The sequence below is a fragment of the Paenibacillus sp. 1SOY10 genome, assembly GCF_056836745.1.
This window is the reverse complement of sequence record NZ_JBXENK010000002.1, coordinates 570,987-588,539: the sequence shown is the minus strand read 5'-3', so window position 1 is coordinate 588,539 and position 17,553 is coordinate 570,987. Positions and strand designations below refer to the sequence as shown.

19 protein-coding genes and 1 tRNA gene are annotated in these 17,553 nt (G+C 49.3%); 3 read left to right on the top strand and 17 right to left on the bottom strand.

The window, feature by feature from the left end; genetic code table 11:
• Nucleotides 1-97: 97 nt before the first annotated feature.
• The 5 genes from AC1VOR_RS08545 to AC1VOR_RS08525 all read right to left on the bottom strand — a co-directional run bounded on the left by AC1VOR_RS08545 (nucleotide 98) and on the right by AC1VOR_RS08525 (nucleotide 4,696).
• A complete protein-coding gene (locus tag AC1VOR_RS08545) occupies nucleotides 98-526 on the bottom strand; it encodes a CoA-binding protein (protein ID WP_482617226.1) in 429 nt (142 codons plus the stop codon).
• Nucleotides 527-562: 36 nt separating this feature from the next.
• A complete protein-coding gene (gene aroA / locus AC1VOR_RS08540) occupies nucleotides 563-1,855 on the bottom strand; it encodes a 3-phosphoshikimate 1-carboxyvinyltransferase (RefSeq protein ID WP_482617224.1) in 1,293 nt (430 codons plus the stop codon).
• Between the two features lie 31 nt (nucleotides 1,856-1,886).
• Nucleotides 1,887-2,399 carry a shikimate kinase gene (locus tag AC1VOR_RS08535; protein ID WP_482617222.1) on the bottom strand — a complete coding sequence of 171 codons (513 nt, stop codon included), beginning with the start codon at nucleotides 2,397-2,399 and terminating at the stop codon, nucleotides 1,887-1,889.
• Nucleotides 2,400-2,528: 129 nt separating this feature from the next.
• A complete protein-coding gene (gndA, locus tag AC1VOR_RS08530; protein ID WP_482617221.1) occupies nucleotides 2,529-3,938 on the bottom strand; it encodes an NADP-dependent phosphogluconate dehydrogenase in 1,410 nt (469 codons plus the stop codon).
• A 161-nt stretch (nucleotides 3,939-4,099) separates the two neighbouring features.
• On the bottom strand, nucleotides 4,100-4,696 hold the full coding sequence (locus tag AC1VOR_RS08525) for a hypothetical protein (protein ID WP_482617219.1): 597 nt from the start codon (nucleotides 4,694-4,696) through the stop codon (nucleotides 4,100-4,102).
• 166 nt (nucleotides 4,697-4,862) lie between these two features.
• Between AC1VOR_RS08525 and AC1VOR_RS08520 the strand changes: the two genes are divergently transcribed.
• Nucleotides 4,863-5,495: a YktB family protein gene (locus AC1VOR_RS08520; protein WP_482617218.1), complete on the top strand. Its 633-nt coding sequence runs from the start codon at nucleotides 4,863-4,865 to the stop codon at nucleotides 5,493-5,495.
• 34 nt (nucleotides 5,496-5,529) lie between these two features.
• Here the strand turns inward: AC1VOR_RS08520 and AC1VOR_RS08515 are convergent, their stop codons facing one another.
• Nucleotides 5,530-6,801, bottom strand: a complete 1,272-nt coding sequence (locus AC1VOR_RS08515; protein ID WP_482617217.1) for an MFS transporter — start codon at nucleotides 6,799-6,801, stop codon at nucleotides 5,530-5,532.
• Nucleotides 6,802-7,000: 199 nt separating this feature from the next.
• On the opposite strand from AC1VOR_RS08515, the gene AC1VOR_RS08510 reads away from it, so the two are divergent.
• The gene (locus AC1VOR_RS08510; protein ID WP_059052269.1) at nucleotides 7,001-8,476 is read left to right on the top strand and encodes an aminotransferase class I/II-fold pyridoxal phosphate-dependent enzyme; all 1,476 of its coding nucleotides are present in this window, start codon (nucleotides 7,001-7,003) and stop codon (nucleotides 8,474-8,476) included.
• 86 nt (nucleotides 8,477-8,562) lie between these two features.
• Here AC1VOR_RS08510 and AC1VOR_RS08505 read toward each other — a convergent pair whose 3' ends face one another.
• Nucleotides 8,563-8,886: a DUF1292 domain-containing protein gene (locus AC1VOR_RS08505; protein WP_059052268.1), complete on the bottom strand. Its 324-nt coding sequence runs from the start codon at nucleotides 8,884-8,886 to the stop codon at nucleotides 8,563-8,565.
• Nucleotides 8,887-8,988: 102 nt separating this feature from the next.
• Nucleotides 8,989-9,543, bottom strand: coding sequence for a copper amine oxidase (locus AC1VOR_RS08500; protein ID WP_482617215.1), 555 nt, complete (start codon nucleotides 9,541-9,543; stop codon nucleotides 8,989-8,991).
• A gap of 178 nt (nucleotides 9,544-9,721) precedes the next feature.
• Here AC1VOR_RS08500 and AC1VOR_RS08495 point away from each other — a divergent pair, with 178 nt between their 5' ends.
• Complete coding sequence (locus AC1VOR_RS08495) at nucleotides 9,722-10,459, top strand: MBL fold metallo-hydrolase (protein WP_482617673.1); 738 nt, start codon at nucleotides 9,722-9,724, stop codon at nucleotides 10,457-10,459.
• Between the two features lie 133 nt (nucleotides 10,460-10,592).
• Here the strand turns inward: AC1VOR_RS08495 and AC1VOR_RS08490 are convergent, their stop codons facing one another.
• The 9 genes from AC1VOR_RS08490 to AC1VOR_RS08450 form a co-directional block, all read right to left on the bottom strand.
• Nucleotides 10,593-10,832 carry a DUF3892 domain-containing protein gene (locus AC1VOR_RS08490; RefSeq protein ID WP_482617214.1) on the bottom strand — a complete coding sequence of 80 codons (240 nt, stop codon included), beginning with the start codon at nucleotides 10,830-10,832 and terminating at the stop codon, nucleotides 10,593-10,595.
• A 54-nt stretch (nucleotides 10,833-10,886) separates the two neighbouring features.
• Nucleotides 10,887-11,339: a GNAT family N-acetyltransferase gene (locus tag AC1VOR_RS08485; protein ID WP_482617213.1), complete on the bottom strand. Its 453-nt coding sequence runs from the start codon at nucleotides 11,337-11,339 to the stop codon at nucleotides 10,887-10,889.
• 252 nt (nucleotides 11,340-11,591) lie between these two features.
• The gene (locus tag AC1VOR_RS08480) at nucleotides 11,592-11,849 is read right to left on the bottom strand and encodes a hypothetical protein (RefSeq protein WP_482617212.1); all 258 of its coding nucleotides are present in this window, start codon (nucleotides 11,847-11,849) and stop codon (nucleotides 11,592-11,594) included.
• Between the two features lie 216 nt (nucleotides 11,850-12,065).
• Nucleotides 12,066-12,138: transfer RNA gene (locus AC1VOR_RS08475), tRNA-Val, on the bottom strand.
• Between the two features lie 177 nt (nucleotides 12,139-12,315).
• Nucleotides 12,316-13,815 (bottom strand): outer membrane protein assembly factor BamB family protein, encoded by a 1,500-nt coding sequence (locus AC1VOR_RS08470; RefSeq protein WP_482617210.1) that lies wholly within the window; start codon nucleotides 13,813-13,815, stop codon nucleotides 12,316-12,318.
• A gap of 152 nt (nucleotides 13,816-13,967) precedes the next feature.
• Nucleotides 13,968-15,047 (bottom strand): metallophosphoesterase family protein, encoded by a 1,080-nt coding sequence (locus tag AC1VOR_RS08465; RefSeq protein ID WP_482617208.1) that lies wholly within the window; start codon nucleotides 15,045-15,047, stop codon nucleotides 13,968-13,970.
• 5 nt (nucleotides 15,048-15,052) lie between these two features.
• Complete coding sequence (locus tag AC1VOR_RS08460; protein ID WP_482617207.1) at nucleotides 15,053-15,376, bottom strand: DMT family transporter; 324 nt, start codon at nucleotides 15,374-15,376, stop codon at nucleotides 15,053-15,055.
• A gap of 33 nt (nucleotides 15,377-15,409) precedes the next feature.
• Nucleotides 15,410-16,216 (bottom strand): HAD family hydrolase, encoded by an 807-nt coding sequence (locus AC1VOR_RS08455; RefSeq protein WP_482617205.1) that lies wholly within the window; start codon nucleotides 16,214-16,216, stop codon nucleotides 15,410-15,412.
• A complete protein-coding gene (locus tag AC1VOR_RS08450; protein WP_482617203.1) occupies nucleotides 16,191-17,552 on the bottom strand; it encodes an ABC transporter substrate-binding protein in 1,362 nt (453 codons plus the stop codon). The genes AC1VOR_RS08455 and AC1VOR_RS08450 overlap by 26 nt, the downstream gene beginning before the upstream one ends.
• Nucleotide 17,553: the final 1 nt, after the last annotated feature.

The following is a 17,553-nucleotide window of genomic DNA, read 5'->3' as shown; positions in this document are numbered from 1 at the left end:
GCCCGTCAAATTTGTCAAAGGAAAAAGCGCAAAAGCCAAAGAGACCCCTCCTTAAGGACGGGTCCTTTGGACGTTGGAATAGCCATGCATCGGCCACTTAGCTGCGTTTTCCAATTAAGATGCTATCCTCGACCTTGATGCAACGGTCCATAATCACGGTGAGTCCCCCTTGGGAAGCGATCTCATACGCTTCCTCACTCACAATCCCTTGCTGTAGCCACAGGGCCCTGGCACCGATCTTAACGGCTTCCTCGGCTACCGGAGGCGTCTGCTCGCTACGGCGAAATACATTGACGATATCCACCGGCTCGGGAATATCCGACAAAGAGGCATACACCTTCTCACCCAAAATCTCGCCCGTTACGGTCGGATTCACCGGGATAACACGGTAACCGTTGCTTTGCATCGCCTGAGCCACCATATAAGAGGTCCGGTCCGTTTTATCAGATAACCCGACCACCGCAATGTTGCCAGCGTTCTGTAAGATTTCCTTGATTTGCTCACGACTTGGATTCTCAAATGCCATATTCGTTCCTCCTCGGATGCGGATGGCGCTTCAACGTTATTCCACTCGTTCTATGGATGCGCCAAGCGCTGTAATGTGATCAAAAAATTGCGGATAAGATTTGGCGACATGATGAGCATCTTTGATAACCAGCGGCTGGCGGCAACGAAGGCCTACTACCGTCAAGGCCATAATCACCCGGTGGTCGTAGTGGGCGTTAATCTCCACTCCGCCTTCCAGCCCGAGCGGACGGCCATGCACGATAATCTCGGCTTGACGCTCCTCCACCTGGGCTCCCGCTTTCTTGAGCTCAGCCAAATAATCCGTAATGCGGTCACATTCTTTATAACGCAAATTCTCGACATTGTAAAATCGGGAGGTGCCATCGGCAAATACAGAAGCGGCTACCATCGCCAGCACAGCATCCGTAGCTGCGTCACCATCGAATTCTACCGGACGAAGTCGTCCATTACCGCGAACATGAACCGTACCATCCTGATGCGTCAGCGGCACGTCCATCATCTGGAGAACATCAACGATGGCTCGTTCCCCCTGCTTACTCTGCTCGGCAAGACGATGTACCTTGATATCCGATTTAGTCACTGCTGCCGCAGCCAAAATTGCTGCCGAGCCTGGGTAATCTCCCTGTACGGTATAGGTCTTCGCTTGATAGGATTGCCCACCCGGCACAAGGAAATGCATATAATCATGGCTAGCATGAATCACGATACCGGCCTGCTCCAGCACTTCCAGCGTCTGACCTACCACAACCTTGGATTTCAGGTCATCCAGCACCTCAATTTCGCTATCTTCCGCCAGCAGCGGTGTCAGAAATAACAAAGCGCTCAGATACTGCGAGCTAACCGCGCCAGATACCTTGATCTTACCGCCCTTCGGCGCCCCGCCACGAATGGTAATGGGTAAACGTCCTGCTTCATGCGTTACCTCGACGCCCAATTGGCCCAGCGCGTCTATCAAGTCGTCATGCGGGCGCTTGCCCAGCGAATCAGGATATGTGTTTACAAAGGTTACCTCGGGACAAAGCGCTGCAATAGCCATCAGGAAACGTAGCACCGCTCCCGCATTGCCCACATTCAAGGTTTTGACATCCTTGGGCCGGCTTCCGAAGCCAGTGATGACGATCTTCTCCTCATCCTCCTCCAGCACCGCTCCCAAATCAGCGATACAGCGGCGAATCGCCTCGCTATCTTCGCTATGAGCCGGATAATATACCGTACTGGTTCCCTCCGCTAGTGCGGCAACCAACAAATAACGGGTCGTATAATTTTTGGAGGATAACGCTCCAATTTCGCCATTTAGCTGCGCCGTTGGCCTTACGATAACATCCATATTCAACTTCCCCTTTTATCGTTATTAATCTTTAACCGCGGTAATGCGTTAAAATCTCAGCAGCCACGCGGGCCGCATCTTTACCTGTCGTGTCTATGGCATAATGGGCAAAATCATAGGCCTGCTTCCGTTCATCCAGCAATGTCTTGATTCGCTGCTCTGCATCACCTGCGAGCAAGGGGCGATTCGGGTCCTGGCCTACGCGACCGATGATCTCCTCGGCGGTAGCCCGTAGAGCAAACACTTTGCCACCGGCAAGCATCGCCTTACGATTAGCTTCCCGTAACACAGCACCTCCACCCGTAGACAAGATGATGCCTGATTGGCGCAGTACTCTGCTAAGCAGATCAGACTCAAGGTCACGAAAATAGGCTTCGCCTTTACCAGCAAAGATCTCCGGAATGCTTAGTCCTGCCTCCTGAACAATTTGCTCGTCCAGATCCACCATCTTCATGCCTGTCTCTGAAGCCAGCAACGCGCCCACCGTCGATTTGCCAGTACCCATCATACCGATCAAGACGATGTTGTCTATTGCTTTATGCAATTATCTTCACCCGCTTATAGCAAAACTTTTTCATATCATAACACAGGCCGATACATTTTCAAGATATAAAAAAAGAAAACCGGAGGAACGCATTCGTCCCTCCGGCTTCCGGGCCAAACTGCCCGGGATTTAGAACCATTGATGATGGAAGACGCCTTCCTTGTCTACACGTTTGAAGGTATGCGCACCGAAATAGTCGCGCTGTGCTTGCAGCAGGTTAGCTGGCAGGCGCTCCGTGCGATAGCTGTCATAGTAGGACAGGGCGCTGGCAAAGCCAGGAACAGGAATTCCATTCTCCACGGCTGCGGAGATCACTTTACGCCAAGCACCTTGATAGCTTTCCACTACATTTTTGAAGTAAGGATCCAGCAGCAGATTCTTAAGCGCCGCGTCGCGGTCATAAGCTTCCTTAATGTTCTGCAGGAATTGGGAACGGATAATGCAGCCCCCCCGGAAGATCATCGCGATGTTACCATATTTCAGATCCCAGCCGTATTCGTCCGAAGCCGAACGCATTTGCGCAAAGCCTTGGGCATAGGAGACAATCTTGGAGGCAAACAGCGCCTTGCGTACATTCTCGATGAACTCTTGCTTGTCCCCATTGAAAGCTTGCTTCTCAGGGCCATTCAGAATCTTGCTGGCCGCGATACGCTCTTCTTTCATGGCAGACAAGAAGCGGGAAAATACAGACTCGGTAATCATGGACAACGGCACACCCAAATCAAGAGCACTTTGGCTTGTCCATTTACCTGTACCCTTTTGTCCGGCTGCATCCAGAATCACGTCAACCATCGGCTTACCCGTCTCCTGATCATATTGGGAGAAGATATCTGCCGTAATCTCGATCAGATAGCTGTCCAATTCGCCCTTGTTCCATTCCGTGAAAATTTCGTGCAGTTCCTTGGCATCTACGCCGAGCACATCTTTGAGCAGGTGATAGGCTTCACCAATCAACTGCATGTCGCCGTACTCGATACCGTTATGCACCATTTTCACATAATGGCCGGCGCCATCCGGTCCAATATATGTACAACAAGGATCTCCATTTACCTTAGCGGAAATCGCAGTCAAAATAGGCTCCACAAGCTTATAGGCACTCTCTTGTCCACCCGGCATAATCGCAGGGCCCTTCAGTGCTCCTTCTTCGCCGCCGGATACCCCGGTGCCGATAAAGCGGAAGCCCTTGGCTTCAAGCTCTTTGCTGCGGCGCTGCGTATCCGGGAAGTGAGCGTTACCGCCGTCAATGATGATATCGCCTTGGTCCAGGAAAGGCAGCAACTGCTCAATAGTTGAGTCGGTCGCAGGACCAGCTTGTACCATAATTAAAATTTTACGCGGAGTTTCCAAGGAATTCACAAATTCCTCGATGGAAAATGCCCCTGCCAGATTCTTGCCCTTACCTTCGTTAGCCAGCAGGTCATGCGTTTTCTCCGGAGAACGATTGAACACCGAAACGGTGAAGCCCCGGCTTTCAATATTAAGGGCTAAGTTCTTGCCCATGACAGCTAAGCCAATAACGCCGATTTGTTGTTTTGACATGGTCTCCATCCTTTGTCACTCATATTTTTTTCAATATTATCATTTTAACTCTTTTGTGTACAGAAGTGAACCCTGAACCAGCAAGCCAAAAAACAACCCCCACGATGTGGGAGCCAAGGATTAGCACTTTTATTTATTTGTAGGATGAACCGGCAATGCCATTACCATTCCAGCCTGAGCAATTCAAGCCGCAGCTTGCGCAGCCGCTCCTTGCAGGCTTCCTTTGTCTTATCGTCTCCATGCTCCATAGCCTCGAACAACCGCTCTAACTCTACATCCAATTCCTGCTGCAATTGCTCCAATTGTCGCTCTGCCGACCGTGAGGCGAACATTTCCGCCATCTCCACGGTGTCGACCAAGGGACTCTTCTGATAAATGACCCGGTGCTCCATGCCGGAGATTTCCACCGAACGGATGACTTCACCGAACAGGATATTCTCGACGAGAATTTGCCGATCCTTGAAACGTTTGACTACGGCGTGGCCCCGGAGGTCGCCAATCAGCTTCTCCAGCCACTCCGCCAGCTTGGCATCGCGGATGACATAATCCCCCGCCAGTTTATATCCCCGGGCCAGACGTTGAAAACGTAGCTTGGTGAGCTTTCTCCCGGTGCGTACGGAGATGATAAAGAGCGCCTCATTTTCGCTCCAATATAAAGAATACCCATCTTGGATCAAATCACGAATCAGTTGTTGAATGTGCCGGCGGTCGAATCGGAGTTCCAGGTTACAATATTCTACCTCGTAACTTTTATTCACGGCACTCCCTCCTCTTAAGTCATCCTATACTCCATCTTATGTAAAGCAACTTGGTTTATTGATTATTTTTACCCTTAACGGGCCTGGCTTGACGCATGAAATATGATATACTGTCCATTATTCATGAAGAGTAGCTGATTTACCAACTAAGCTTGGAGGGAAGACCATGACCTTTGCAGGATTTGCGGAGCAGGATTTCGAGGCGTTATCGGTTCCGGGGTTACAGCCCCGAATGGAAGCGATCAGCACTTACGTTAGACCCAAACTGGCAGAGTTAGGAGCAGAGATTGCCCCTTACCTATCTGCGCTATGTGGAGAGGATATGTACCCTCATGTGGCCAAGCACGCCCGGAGAACGGTCAATCCACCTAGAGATACATGGGTTGCCTGGTCTACCAGCAAACGCGGTTACAAAGCTTTGCCTCACTTTGAAGTTGGGCTGTTCCCAAGCCACCTGTTCATTATTTTCGCTGTCATTTATGAAAGTCCAAATAAAGCAATCTTCGCTCGTTATCTGGACAAGCACGCCGCTGCCATCAACAAGGTGATTCCTGAGAATTTCTACTGGTCCTTGAGCCACAGGGACCCTGCAGGTGTTCCGCACCATCAGGTTGATGTCAAGCAGTTGAAGGCTTGGGCAGAGCAGCTTGCAACAGTCAAGAAGGCCGAAGCGATCTGCGGACTTCGCCTGGAACACGATGATGCGCTTGTCCGTGATGGAGCGAGACTCGTTCAAAGCGTCGAACACACTTTCGAGACTCTCCTGCGGCTGTATCGAAATGCCTTCTATTCAGGCTGAATCCTATTAGCAAAGCCCCTGGGCCGTTCCGGTTTTACGTTGCCGGGGCGGCCTTTGGCTTGCGGACGAGGCCCAGATGCAGGAAGAACAGCAACAGCATCACTCCGGAGCTGGCGAGGAACGGTGCGGTTGGGCTGACCATATCCCACAGCTTCCCGGAGATGATGGGACCAGCCACCATGCCAGAGCCCTGGATGGTCAGGAACAGGCCCCAGACCGTTCCCTTCTCCTTCTCCGGCAGCATATGGGAGATCATCGTATCCCAAGTCGGCAAGATGAAGGCATAGCTCAGTCCGATTAATAAAACGAATAGCCAAATCATGGGAAGCTCCCGTGATAAGGCAAACATTCCGACGGAGGTGGCGGCCAAGGCGAAGCCAATATGGAGAAACCATCGTGTGCCCAAGCGGTCCACCAGCTTGCCGATGGGAATCAAACCAGCTACGGTAACTCCACCACCGATGACCAGCATGGCGCTGAACATTTCTGGTGACAAGCCCAATTCGGAGCGGACATACAAGGTAATGACCGGCGTCAGCAGGCCAACAGCGAAGGACTGCAAGAACAGAGCTGGATAAAGTAGCGGGCTGACGTGTAACTGGCTACGAATATGACGAATCGAGGCATGAACGCGGCTCCACACATTCCCCTGCTCCTGCTGACGAATGACCTCTGGAGAGGCAGTTCCCGGGGCAGCCTGCTGTCCAGCAGTTACGGCCTTCCTTTTTCCCGGCAAAGTAAGGGAGACAATAACCAAAAAAGCAATGCAGCCGAGCAAAAACCAAAAAATAGGTTGATACGATCCATGCAGAAAAAAGTTAATGATAACGGGCCCAAGGCCTGTGCCTCCGAGACTGGACATTTGTATGACGCCCATGGCCGTGGCAAAATTGTTATTTCCTTCGGTCACCGCCGTGATGCCCATGAGCACGCTTGGCCAAAGAGGAGCGGTTCCGATGCCAAGTAAAGTACAACCCAGAACCAAAAAGCCCAGCGTCTTGAGAAAGGCGATGATGGCCACTGCCCCTAGCGTGATACATAAGCCCAAGGTCATGGTCAGGCGGAAGCCCAGCCGTTCAATCAGCCAGCCTGCCGGACTGCGAAACACGTTATCTCCTATGTACATCAGGGAGAAGGACAACCCGATAGCAAAGGCTCCGAGCATCAATACATTCCCCATATAGATTGGCAAAATCGAGACAATTAACGCGCCCTTGACGAACTCTACCAGAAACATGATGATCCACAGACCGATGAATGTAGGATTCAATAGTTTCCTGGACGCTGCTACAGAAGTCAATGACACAAGTAAGCCCCCTTCTCTTTTCAAATCGAACGCTCCCTGCTTAGCCCGATACTTCCAGTTTGTCCGCTTTCGCTCGTGAATTAACCTCCAGTTTGTCAAATTTCTGTAAAGCTCGCAGCTACTGCTTGCATTCCGGGCTCTTTTTGCTATACTCAAGCTTGTTTGAAAATTATCTCGACGAAAGGCAGGGATGGCCCGTATGGATCATCAAAACACGCCGCTCTTCACCGCTCTCAAAAAACACGCGGCCGGCAATCCCGTTCAATTTCACATTCCCGGGCACAAAAAAGGGCTCGGTACCGATAAGGAATTCCGCGAATTTATTGGCGATAACGCCTTATCCATCGATTTGATTAACATTGCGCCGCTGGATGATCTTCACCAGCCAACTGGAGTTATTGAAGAAGCACAGAAGCTGGCTGCCGACGCGTTCGGTGCGGACTATACCTTCTTCTCCGTGCAGGGCACAAGCGGAGCCATCATGACTATGATACTATCCGTTTGTTCTCCCGGTGATAAAATTATCGTTCCGCGCAATATTCATAAATCCGTCATGTCTGCTATCATTTTTGCCGGGGCGAAGCCGGTCTTTGTCTCCCCGGCTCAGGATACTAATCTCGGCATTGACCACGGCATTACGACAAGCTCAGTAGGACGGGCCCTCAAGCGCCATCCTGATGCCAAGGCAGTAGTCGTAATTAATCCGACTTATTTTGGCGTGTCCGCCAATTTGAAGGAAATTGTGGAACTCGCTCATAGCTTCCATGTGCCTGTACTGGTCGATGAAGCGCATGGCGTTCACATTCATTTCCACGACAAGCTGCCGATGTCTGCTATGCAAGCCGGTGCCGATATGGCGGCAACCAGTGTGCACAAGCTCGGTGGTTCCATGACGCAAAGCTCCATTCTGAATTTGAATACGAAGAATGGCTACGTCAATCCGCAGCGTGTTCAAACCATCATTAGTATGCTTACGACGACTTCTACTTCTTACCTATTGCTCGCTTCGCTTGATACCTCTCGTCGCAACCTGGCCCTGCACGGGCATGAGATGGCGGAAGAAGCGATGAAGCTGGCGAATTACGTTCGTGACGAAATCAATCAAATTCCTGGCTTGTACTGCTTTGGCCGGGAAATTCTGGGCGGAGAAGCTACCTACGACCACGACCCTACCAAGGTCACTATTCATGTGCGTCATTTGAGTATCACGGGCTATGAGACGGAGAACTGGCTGCGTGAGCATTACAATATCGAGGTTGAGCTCAGCGATATGTATAACATCCTGTGCCTGATTACTCCAGGCGACACACAGGAGACGGCCGACATCCTACTGACGGCTCTACGCGAGCTTTCGCAGATTAATTATACGGAGGATCATGCGGGAGAGTTGGTTGTTAAAGTTCCGGAAATTCCGCAGCTTTCCCTGATTCCGCGGGATGCCTTTTATGCCGAAACCGAGGTTATTCCCTTCAAGGAATCTGCGGGGCGCATCATCGCCGAATTCATCTATGTGTATCCTCCAGGCATTCCAATCCTGTTGCCGGGTGAGGTCATCTCCCAGGATAACATTGATTACATCGTGGACCATGTGGAAGTGGGTCTGCCGGTTAAAGGCCCGGAAGATCGTTATATTCAAAACGTGAAGGTGATCATTGAAGCCGACCCTATATTCTAATACTTGCGCTGCAACCAAAGAAGCTCCCCGGCAACCCGGGGAGCTTCTTGTAATTATCATACCTATATCATTCTGACGACCACGTGTTAAGCTTCGTCTGCTTGGGAGACCAACTCGTTGTAAGCTTCCTCCACTTGTTTCCATTCTTGCTCGTCTTCGATATTGTACAGCACCATTTCTTCATTTTCTTCTTCCATGCGGAGAATGATACCATCCGCACCCGGATTGTTGCGTTCAAGCAGCAATGCGTATACTTTCTCACCGACATCGAACGTCTCGACGAGAACCATCTCTACGTCGTTACCTTGCTCGTCCGTCAGCGTCAGCACAAATTCTTCATGCTCATGATCGTGATCATGGTCATGTCCGCAGCCGCACGCTTCGCCGTGTTCGTGATTGTGGTCGCTCATGAAATTACCTCGCTTTAATTGTGTTTTTAATCCCTTCGTATCGTATCATTTTCATATGAACAGGTCAATTTGGATAAACACAAGCTTACAGGTAACTCGCTATTATTTCAGCACGTTGATTCCTTTTTCCGTAATCAGGACATAATCGGACCCCGAAGATGCCTTCATATAGAAGCCGACTTTATAGCGGCCCGCAGCTTTGAAGTCATACGTAAAGTCCTTGGTACGGAACCAGAAATTGTCGCGCTGGTCCTTGATTTCATCAGTTTGAATCTCCTTCGTCGTCCCGTCCGGCGCCGTAATGGACACCCGTACCGCCGAAATGTCGGTCCGCAGGTTATCGATTTGCGAGAACACGTTGAACTTCAGCTTGCCCGTCTTCTTGACATCTCCGAACACTCCCTCTTCGGTAAAGAGAAACATGTGAACGTTTGGCTTATAATAACTCACCGTTTTGGTGCTGTCGTTGTATTCAACCAATCCCTCGAGATGACGTACAGGAACATACGTCTTCCCATCTACCATATAACCGCCGTCTTCCACCTCATGACCGTTAAGTACCAGCTTCACCTTTTGGGTGGCCGCATCGGCAAACAGCAGTGAACCTCCCATTAGAGAAAAAGCAACTACGAGTAATGCAACTCTTCTCCATTTCATTGATATGAACCTCCAATTTGATTCATGTTGATGTAAAGTTATACTCTTTGACGAGAAGCAAGTTGCGGTGTTTTCCGGCAAAATCATTACTTTTTTTCATCTGGCGGACAAGACTTTCGTTTCCACCGGAATTTGTGTACATTTAAGGAAGATAGACTATTATTTAAGGAGGAAGATGATGCCACTACGTCTACAAATGCTAGGAACAGGCGGAGCCTTCGCCAAGACCTATTATAATAACAACGGATTGTTGTTCGCCGATGATTACACGCTGCTAATTGATTGCGGAATTACCGCTCCGATGGCGCTGCATAAGCTGAACCAATCTCTGGACGATATTGATGCCGTGCTAATCACACATATTCATGGGGACCATGTGGGAGGGCTTGAAGAGTTTGCCTTCCGTATGAAGTATGTCGTGGGCCGCAAACCGCGATTGTACGTCGCAGAACCATTGCTAAAGCCTTTATGGGAAAATACGCTTAAGGGCGGCCTCAGTCAGGAGGGTATCATTCATTCGCTAGAGGACGTGTTCGAGGTGTACCCTCTAACGGAAAGACAGGCTACCCAGCTTGCGCCCGGCTTATCGGTGGAACTGCTGAGAACGCCCCATATTCCCGGGAAAAGCAGCTATTCGCTGTATCTGAATGACGAGATATTTTATAGTGCGGATATGACATTCCAGCCCAAGCTATTAGAGCAACTCGTTCATGAACGAGGCTGTCGTAAAATTTTGCATGAGGTACAACTGACCGGCCCGGGAGAGGTACATACGACACTCCAAGAGCTGCTTACTCTTCCTGAAGAGGTTCAGGAGATGATTCTGCTGATGCACTATGGGGATGAGATGGAGAACTTTATAGGGGCTACAGGTAAAATGCAATTCTTGAAGCAGCACGAAATTTATACGTTGTAATAGTGACCTAGGTGCTGACAATGTAACTTTGAAACTCACTTTACTAATGATTAAGGAGCGCTCCAGCATGGCTGGAGCGCTCCTTAATTGAGGTTAGCACTTTAAGGTGCCTGTATCGTTCTCTTGTTCGAGTTCATTCAAAGTTTGGCAGATTATCCAGGTTGTTTGTAGGATCTCCGTCGGCATCGCCGCGCAGATACATCTCCCCGTCCTTCCCTTTGAATGCGTTCACGCCAGCAATTGCTCCGGCATTCACCTCTTGCAGTGCTTGCTGGTAATCCAGCACACGTCCGCTGGACGTCTTAAATGCTTCCAAATCCCCGTCACCGTTCTTGCGTACGGCAATAATGGTCTCTCTGCTGTTCAGGGCCATCTGCAATCACTCCTTTTAAAGGTTTGATCTCAGTGTGCCCCAAAGTTTTGCAAACTATGATTTCAGCGACTTCACCATACGCACATGCGGAATTCCGGCATCATCAAAGGGCTCCGTCGAAATGGTCTCATAACCCAGCTTGGCATAGAACCCTTCCGCCTGACATTGGGCATCCAGCACAGACTGGGACAAACCCAACTCACGCGCCAGTTCCTCCAGAGCCAACAGCAAGATGGTCCCTACCCCTTTGGTACGGAATGCCTTGTGAACCGCAATCCGTTGAAGTTTGGCACTCGTATCCTGATAATAGATCAGCCTGCCGGTAGCTGCGTACTCTCCGTCCATTTCGATCAACACATGGTATACATCTGGTCCCAACTTGTCGTAGCTGTCTATCTCCAGGTCTACCGGAACCTGCTGTTCCTTGACGAATACTTCTTTTCTAATGTCCAGACACCGTTCTAGCTGTTCTTCGGTCTGAACCCGAATAATTGTTGCAGCGCCCACTTCGTTCTCCTCCCAGCATGGTCTGTATAATCGATGTAAACTGCATTATTATACAAAAAAAACGTTTTCCTGTATAGTTGAACTATGCTTTGGAGCTTCAAAATGGTGGCTGAAAGGAGCTGACAGAATGAATATGGTCATGGGAATTACAATCGCTGCTGCGGTACTAATCTGCGTAGTGTTAATTGCGTCCATGTTCTATGTGACGAAGAAAGGCTACTCTCGCAAATGGGACGAGGAATAACTTCTAACTTACTCCAACGAATAGACATCCTCCACAATCGTGGGTGAATACACCTCATCCAATACCGATGCCGAGCCAAAAGGCCAAGGAAACGCCTTGGCCTGGCGACTCATCGTCTCCGCATCCGGCTCAAGGGTGCAGGCGGTGGTTAGAGTGAGGGAGGTGAGAACGATGGCTCCAAGGGTCAAAAGCGTTTTATATAATTGCTTGCCGCTACTGCCCTTATTGCTGTTCAAAAGCTCTGATACTGTATATTTTTTTCTCATTCCTATTCTCTCCTTTACTCGCAGTTCTTGATTAGTAAGAACTTATGAATACATTGTTGGCCGTGGACTAGACGGTTATACTTTCATTTTGCACAAAAAATCCGTTGCCTCTGGCAACGGATACTTATCTTTAGGTATAAATTCAACTAAATCAGGCACATTACATTGCCCATAAAAAAAGCAAAGAACCCTTACTAGGTAAGGGTTCTTAAAGTATGATCTGCAGTGGGCTCGAACCACTGACCCCCACCCTGTCAAGATGGTGCTCTCCCAGCTGAGCTAGCAGATCAAGTTTATAGCGAAGATGAATTTTATATTAACAGGAAGTAGGATCATTGTCAATCTGCTGCTTGGAGAACCTAGCAAATACTTAAAAATGAGCCTCCTCCGTTTAATGGGGGAGACTCATTATAGTTTTAAAATTTTTCATGCCTATAATTTACACATAGCTGAAACGCAGTGCAACTTAATATTCGTTTACTTCAAAAGCGATGATTTTATCATACAAAATGTAATCCTGTCTTTGTTTAAACGGACCAATATTATTCTGATGCTTATTAATTGCATACGTAATAGAACCATTCCCATTGGCTTTATCTTCGTACCACTGAATGAATTGTTGAACTTCCCGCATTGAAAGATCATACTCTTTCTCTACGCCGTGGCTCAAGATAATGGTAAGCAATGCCCGTTCTCCCACAGGGTCTACTGGAGGATTAGGGTCAACCGGAGGATTGGGATCAACGGGTGGTTCTCCCCCTGCTATTTCACCTCCAATTGCATATATATATCCCTTACTGTTAGTAAAGTACAAGGTACCCTCACTATCAATAGTTATATTATTGGAAGCATACCCAGGTGTGGCGACTTCAAAAGGAGCCATTCTGGAGCCATCTTCAAGGAAAATATACAGTTTGTTTGTGGAATTTATATAAACATTACCTTTTTTATCCACCAAAGGAGAATTATAAGATCCTACTCCATTAGTGAGATCTTGCCATTTGATGGTCCCATCTAAATTGATAGCATATAAACCTAAAGAACTCGTAACATACAACACTTGTTGCTTTTCGTTTAAAGCGGGGGTTGCATAGAGATTGCCTTCAAGCTGTAGACTCCAATTTAAAGTCCCGTCAGATGTTTTCACACTATACAATTTCTTCCCCTGTATACTAACCACATATAGATTTCCATTTGAATCAAGCTGCGGAGCACTGAAACGTGGAGCATCACTTAAGTTAATGTGGTCTACTTTACTTTGCCACTTTATAGTTCCATCAGGAGATACAGAAGAAACGAATAAATCATTCCCCGATTTGCTTCTTACAAGGATATCTCCGTTCACATCAATAACAGGTTGACCAAAAGGATAACCTATATCCGATTGCCATTTAGTCATTTTAAGATTTGGATCAAAAGCAATTAATAATCTTCCTTGTGAACCTATATATAACGTCCCGTCACGACCAATTGCAATGTGCCCCAGGCTCCCAATCCCCATATTAATACTTTCCCATCGTGGATTACCTGTCTTGACATCTACCCCATGCAAAATACCATTTGTCACAAAGTAAACATAGCCATCCTGACTTATCACAGGTGATGAGTCATCGAGATTAGAAGTTATTGCATATTCCCACTTGATGCTGCCATCCGGATTCAAAGCAAGCAGTTTATTACTTTGGGTTCCTACAATAATTGTTCCATCCTCTGCGATAACAGGAGAGAATAATGACGCCGGGGACAACTCTAAGCTCCATTTTTCATATAAATTGCTATTTACGCCATCAAAACGTGAATGTCTTGTCCAGTTAAGCTCTGTAGGCTGATCCCCCAACTGATCATAGGCACCTTGGTCATACCCTCCGCCTTGTACAAAGGGGGTGCTGGCCGCATTAGCTACATTTGCAAGAGACAGTGCAAAGCACAGCATCAGCAATACGACTACTCGTCTACCAAATTTCATTTTTCCTCGTCCTCTCTTAGCTGTTTTTATTTTCAACTATAATATCGGATCGTTCCCCAGTAAGAATGAGTGATTAACACGAAAAGTTAGATAACAAGAAAAATCCGCTGCCCCTGGCAACGGATTTTTCTCACTTCATCCTTTACACAAACCTACCCCAGCTCCACCCGAAACTGCGCTGACTCGATCCATTCGCCCTCGGTGAAGTCGCGGCCGCGAACAAGGACATGGTCGTGGTAGACCTCGACATAGTAACCTTGGCTGCCGTCCTTGTGCTCGTCCTCGTCGGTCCACAGATAAGCTACGGATGCAGCGTTGAACATGGTTGGCAGTGCCCCTTGTCCATCAAAGTGGTTATGGGGTGCCTCCAGTTCCCAATGCGTGTGCCCGGTGAACAGGATTGTTTGCGGATGGCGAGCCAGCACAGCCTTGAGTTCAGCATCCTGTACCACGCCATACCATTTCTGCTGCTCGTAAGAGCCGGCCACCGTATCTTTCAATGGCTGGTGCAAGAACAGAAATATGGGCCGATTCGGTTCCGCCTTTTCTCCGAGCTTGGTATCCAGCCAGTTTAGCTGCTCCTCTGATAGCGAACAGAAGATTTCCAAGCCCTCTTCGGTCCCAAGGAAGATAAAATGATAGCCGTTAATCCAGTGATCATGGTATATGTCTTCCGTCCCCGTCTTCGCCAGAAAACGTGCCAAGCGTTCTTGCCAATGCTCCAGGCTGATATCATCGCTAACCTCCATACCCACCACTTGCTGGAGGAAGTCGCCCAGTTGACCCTTCCCTATATCCGAATGGCCTTCCCTCTGCTCTGAAGCAGCCTTGGCCCGAATTTCTTCCAGTCGTTCTTTCCAGTTATCCAGTGTAATGTTCTGCCCTTCCAGTCCAGACAGACGGAGAAATTGGCTAAGTCGTTCCTCCCAGTTGCCCAAACCCACATCATGATTGCCCATCGTCAGGTATAGTTGTGGCAAGGAATCACCGTACTCGGCCCAAATGCGCTCCCATTCAGCATATTCTTCCGGCAACCCATGATCGGTCACATCCCCAACATGCATAATTCCCGCGCTCCCCTGACCCTGAGCCTTCAAATCCTGTAGAGCACGAACCAAATTCATATTGTACGTATGGTTCGGCTCTGTTCTTACATGGGTGTCAGTAATGACCTGGAAGGAAAGAAGCGCGGATTCCCCCTGCTGCTTACCTGCTTGACCTGGTACACTCATTTACTTCATCCTCCCTTACTGCTTATATTCAGCCCGATGACCCCAATGACAATCATGCCAATCCAAAGCACTGAGGACAACGACAGCTTCTCCTGAAACATAAATCCGCCAATGAACGAGATCAACACGATCCCGATTCCCGACCAAATCGCATAGACCGTAGATACCTTCATATAACCCAGCGCATAATTCAAACAGGTAAAGCTGGCGCCATAAAAGATAAACATAAATATCGACGGCATCAGGCGGGAAAAGCTATCCGACAGCTTCATGGAGACTGTGCCGGACACCTCCAGCACAATCGCCAGAGCCAGGAATAACCACCCCATCTTGTTGTCCACCTTCCATCATTCACAAAACAACTATCCCAGTCTTAATTCATCATATCCTGCCACCACAGCATGTGCTGCCGGATATCCCTTCGGTCCGGATACTCGTCCCTCATCCAGGCCGATGGCTAAGGCCGCGCCCGCAGCCCGGGCCATCTGCATATCTCCGTTGGTGTCGCCAATGACTGCCGTGTGCTGCACGGCCACACCCAGCTCCCGGCAGGCCAGTTCCACCATATCCGGATAAGGCTTGCCCTGTCTGACCAAATCAGCTCCGATAACTACGTCAAAATAAGCGCGGATGCCAAGCCAGTCCAGGTGCTTATTCGCCGCCTCGGTTTCATCTGAAGTGACAATACCAAGCTTGGTTCCACTTTGCCGACAAGCTTCCAGAAACGACTGAACATTTGGCAGCAACCTGGCAATCCGCAGCCGCTCCAGTGCTTCGTCTGCTTCCAGGCGACACTGCTCAGCCAGCACCTTGGCCTCTGCCCAGGACAAGCCCGCTTTGTAGCCCTCCAGCGCCAGCAGAATCAATAGGTCATGGACCGTTCCCATTGACAAGGGACTATTACGATCATAACCCGAGATTTTGCCATTCTCGTCATAATCAATTCCCCAGATTCCCAGCAGATTGTCCGGAAGTACGGGGAGTCCTTGCTGACCCAGCGCAGTGGAGAAACGGGCGAGCAACTGCTCGCCCCAACTCCCCCAGGTATATATGAAATCCATCAACGTACCATCCTTGTCGAACAGAATCGCCTGGACTTCAGCTTCACTACCGGGAGCGCTTAGCTTGACTGCGGGCAGCGACTTACTTATTGATCCGGTCAAGTTCACGCTGAGCCGTCTCCTTTGCTTCCTTCAAAGCTTCCGCCGCAGGCACATTGCTGATTTGAACCTTGTCCGCAGCAATGTTTAGAGCATCCTGGATTTTACCGCCCGTCGGGTCCTGGAACGGCTTGGAGGCATGAGTCGCTTGCTTCAGCGGAATGGTTGCTTGTGGGTTCTGCTCACTGAAAGCTACAAATTCAGGATTGTCCAGTGCCGATTGACGTACTGCGATATAGCCCGTATTCATCGACCAGAAGGCTGTATTTTCCGCGTTCATGAAGAAGGTATACCACTTCATGGCAGCTTGCTGCTGCTCGGGACTAGCTGCAGCGGGAATACCGGCCATGATCGCCTCTGCTACCGGCTTGCCTTCGCCAATACCTTCCCAGCCCGGTTGTTCCATAGCAGCAACAATGGAGAAGTCCAAATCACCTTGGTCACCGCTAGAGCCTGTATACCCTGCTGCTTGACCCTTCATCACGTCATCAATTGTCTTGTACCAATACTCCCAGCCTTGGCCACCGGAGTGAATGCGCATGATCTTGTCCTCATGAATCCATTTACGGAACAGATCCCAGGTTTCCACCCATTCAGCAGAGTCGATCAACACCGTTTTTCCATCTTCACTAAGAATTGTGCCACCTTTGCTATATACCGCATCGATCATGTTACCAGCGCCCCACATCGGCTCCCAGCCATAGAATGAGGTTTTGCCACCTTCTTGGACTGCCATTTTCTCAGCAGCGGCAGCCAGCCCTTCCCAGGTCTTCATATCATCCGGGGTCAGACCATGCTTCTCCAATGCATCCTTACGGTAGTACATGACTTGGGTGGTCCCATACATCGGCAGGAAGAACTGCTTGCCATCTACCTTGCCTTGCTCCAGGAATGTAGGTACGACATCCTCCGGATTAAAATCAGCCGTAGCAGCAATCAGCTCATCAATGGGTGCATAATAGCCCTTGCGAGCCCAATCGGCGTTCGAGGACAGAATGGCACCTGGTACATTGCCAGAGGCAATTGCAGCTTGAAGCTTACGCTCTGTCTCGCTGTAATCAGCTTGTACAACCGGCTTAACGATAACCTCTTGCTGTGAACTGTTAAACTTATCAATCAAGGTTTGCATGTTCTCGCCGAGCTTACCGCCCAGGCCATACCAGAATTCAATCGTTACCGGCTCTGCAGGAGCTTGAGTCTCCGACCCGGCATTTCCACCTGCGGCCGACTTGCTCGGCTCCGCCGTGTTGCCACCAGCCGTATTGACTCCACCGCCACAAGCGGTAATCAATAGGAATGTGCATGTCATCAAGAGTGCAAGAAACTTGGTTTTCACTTTAAACATT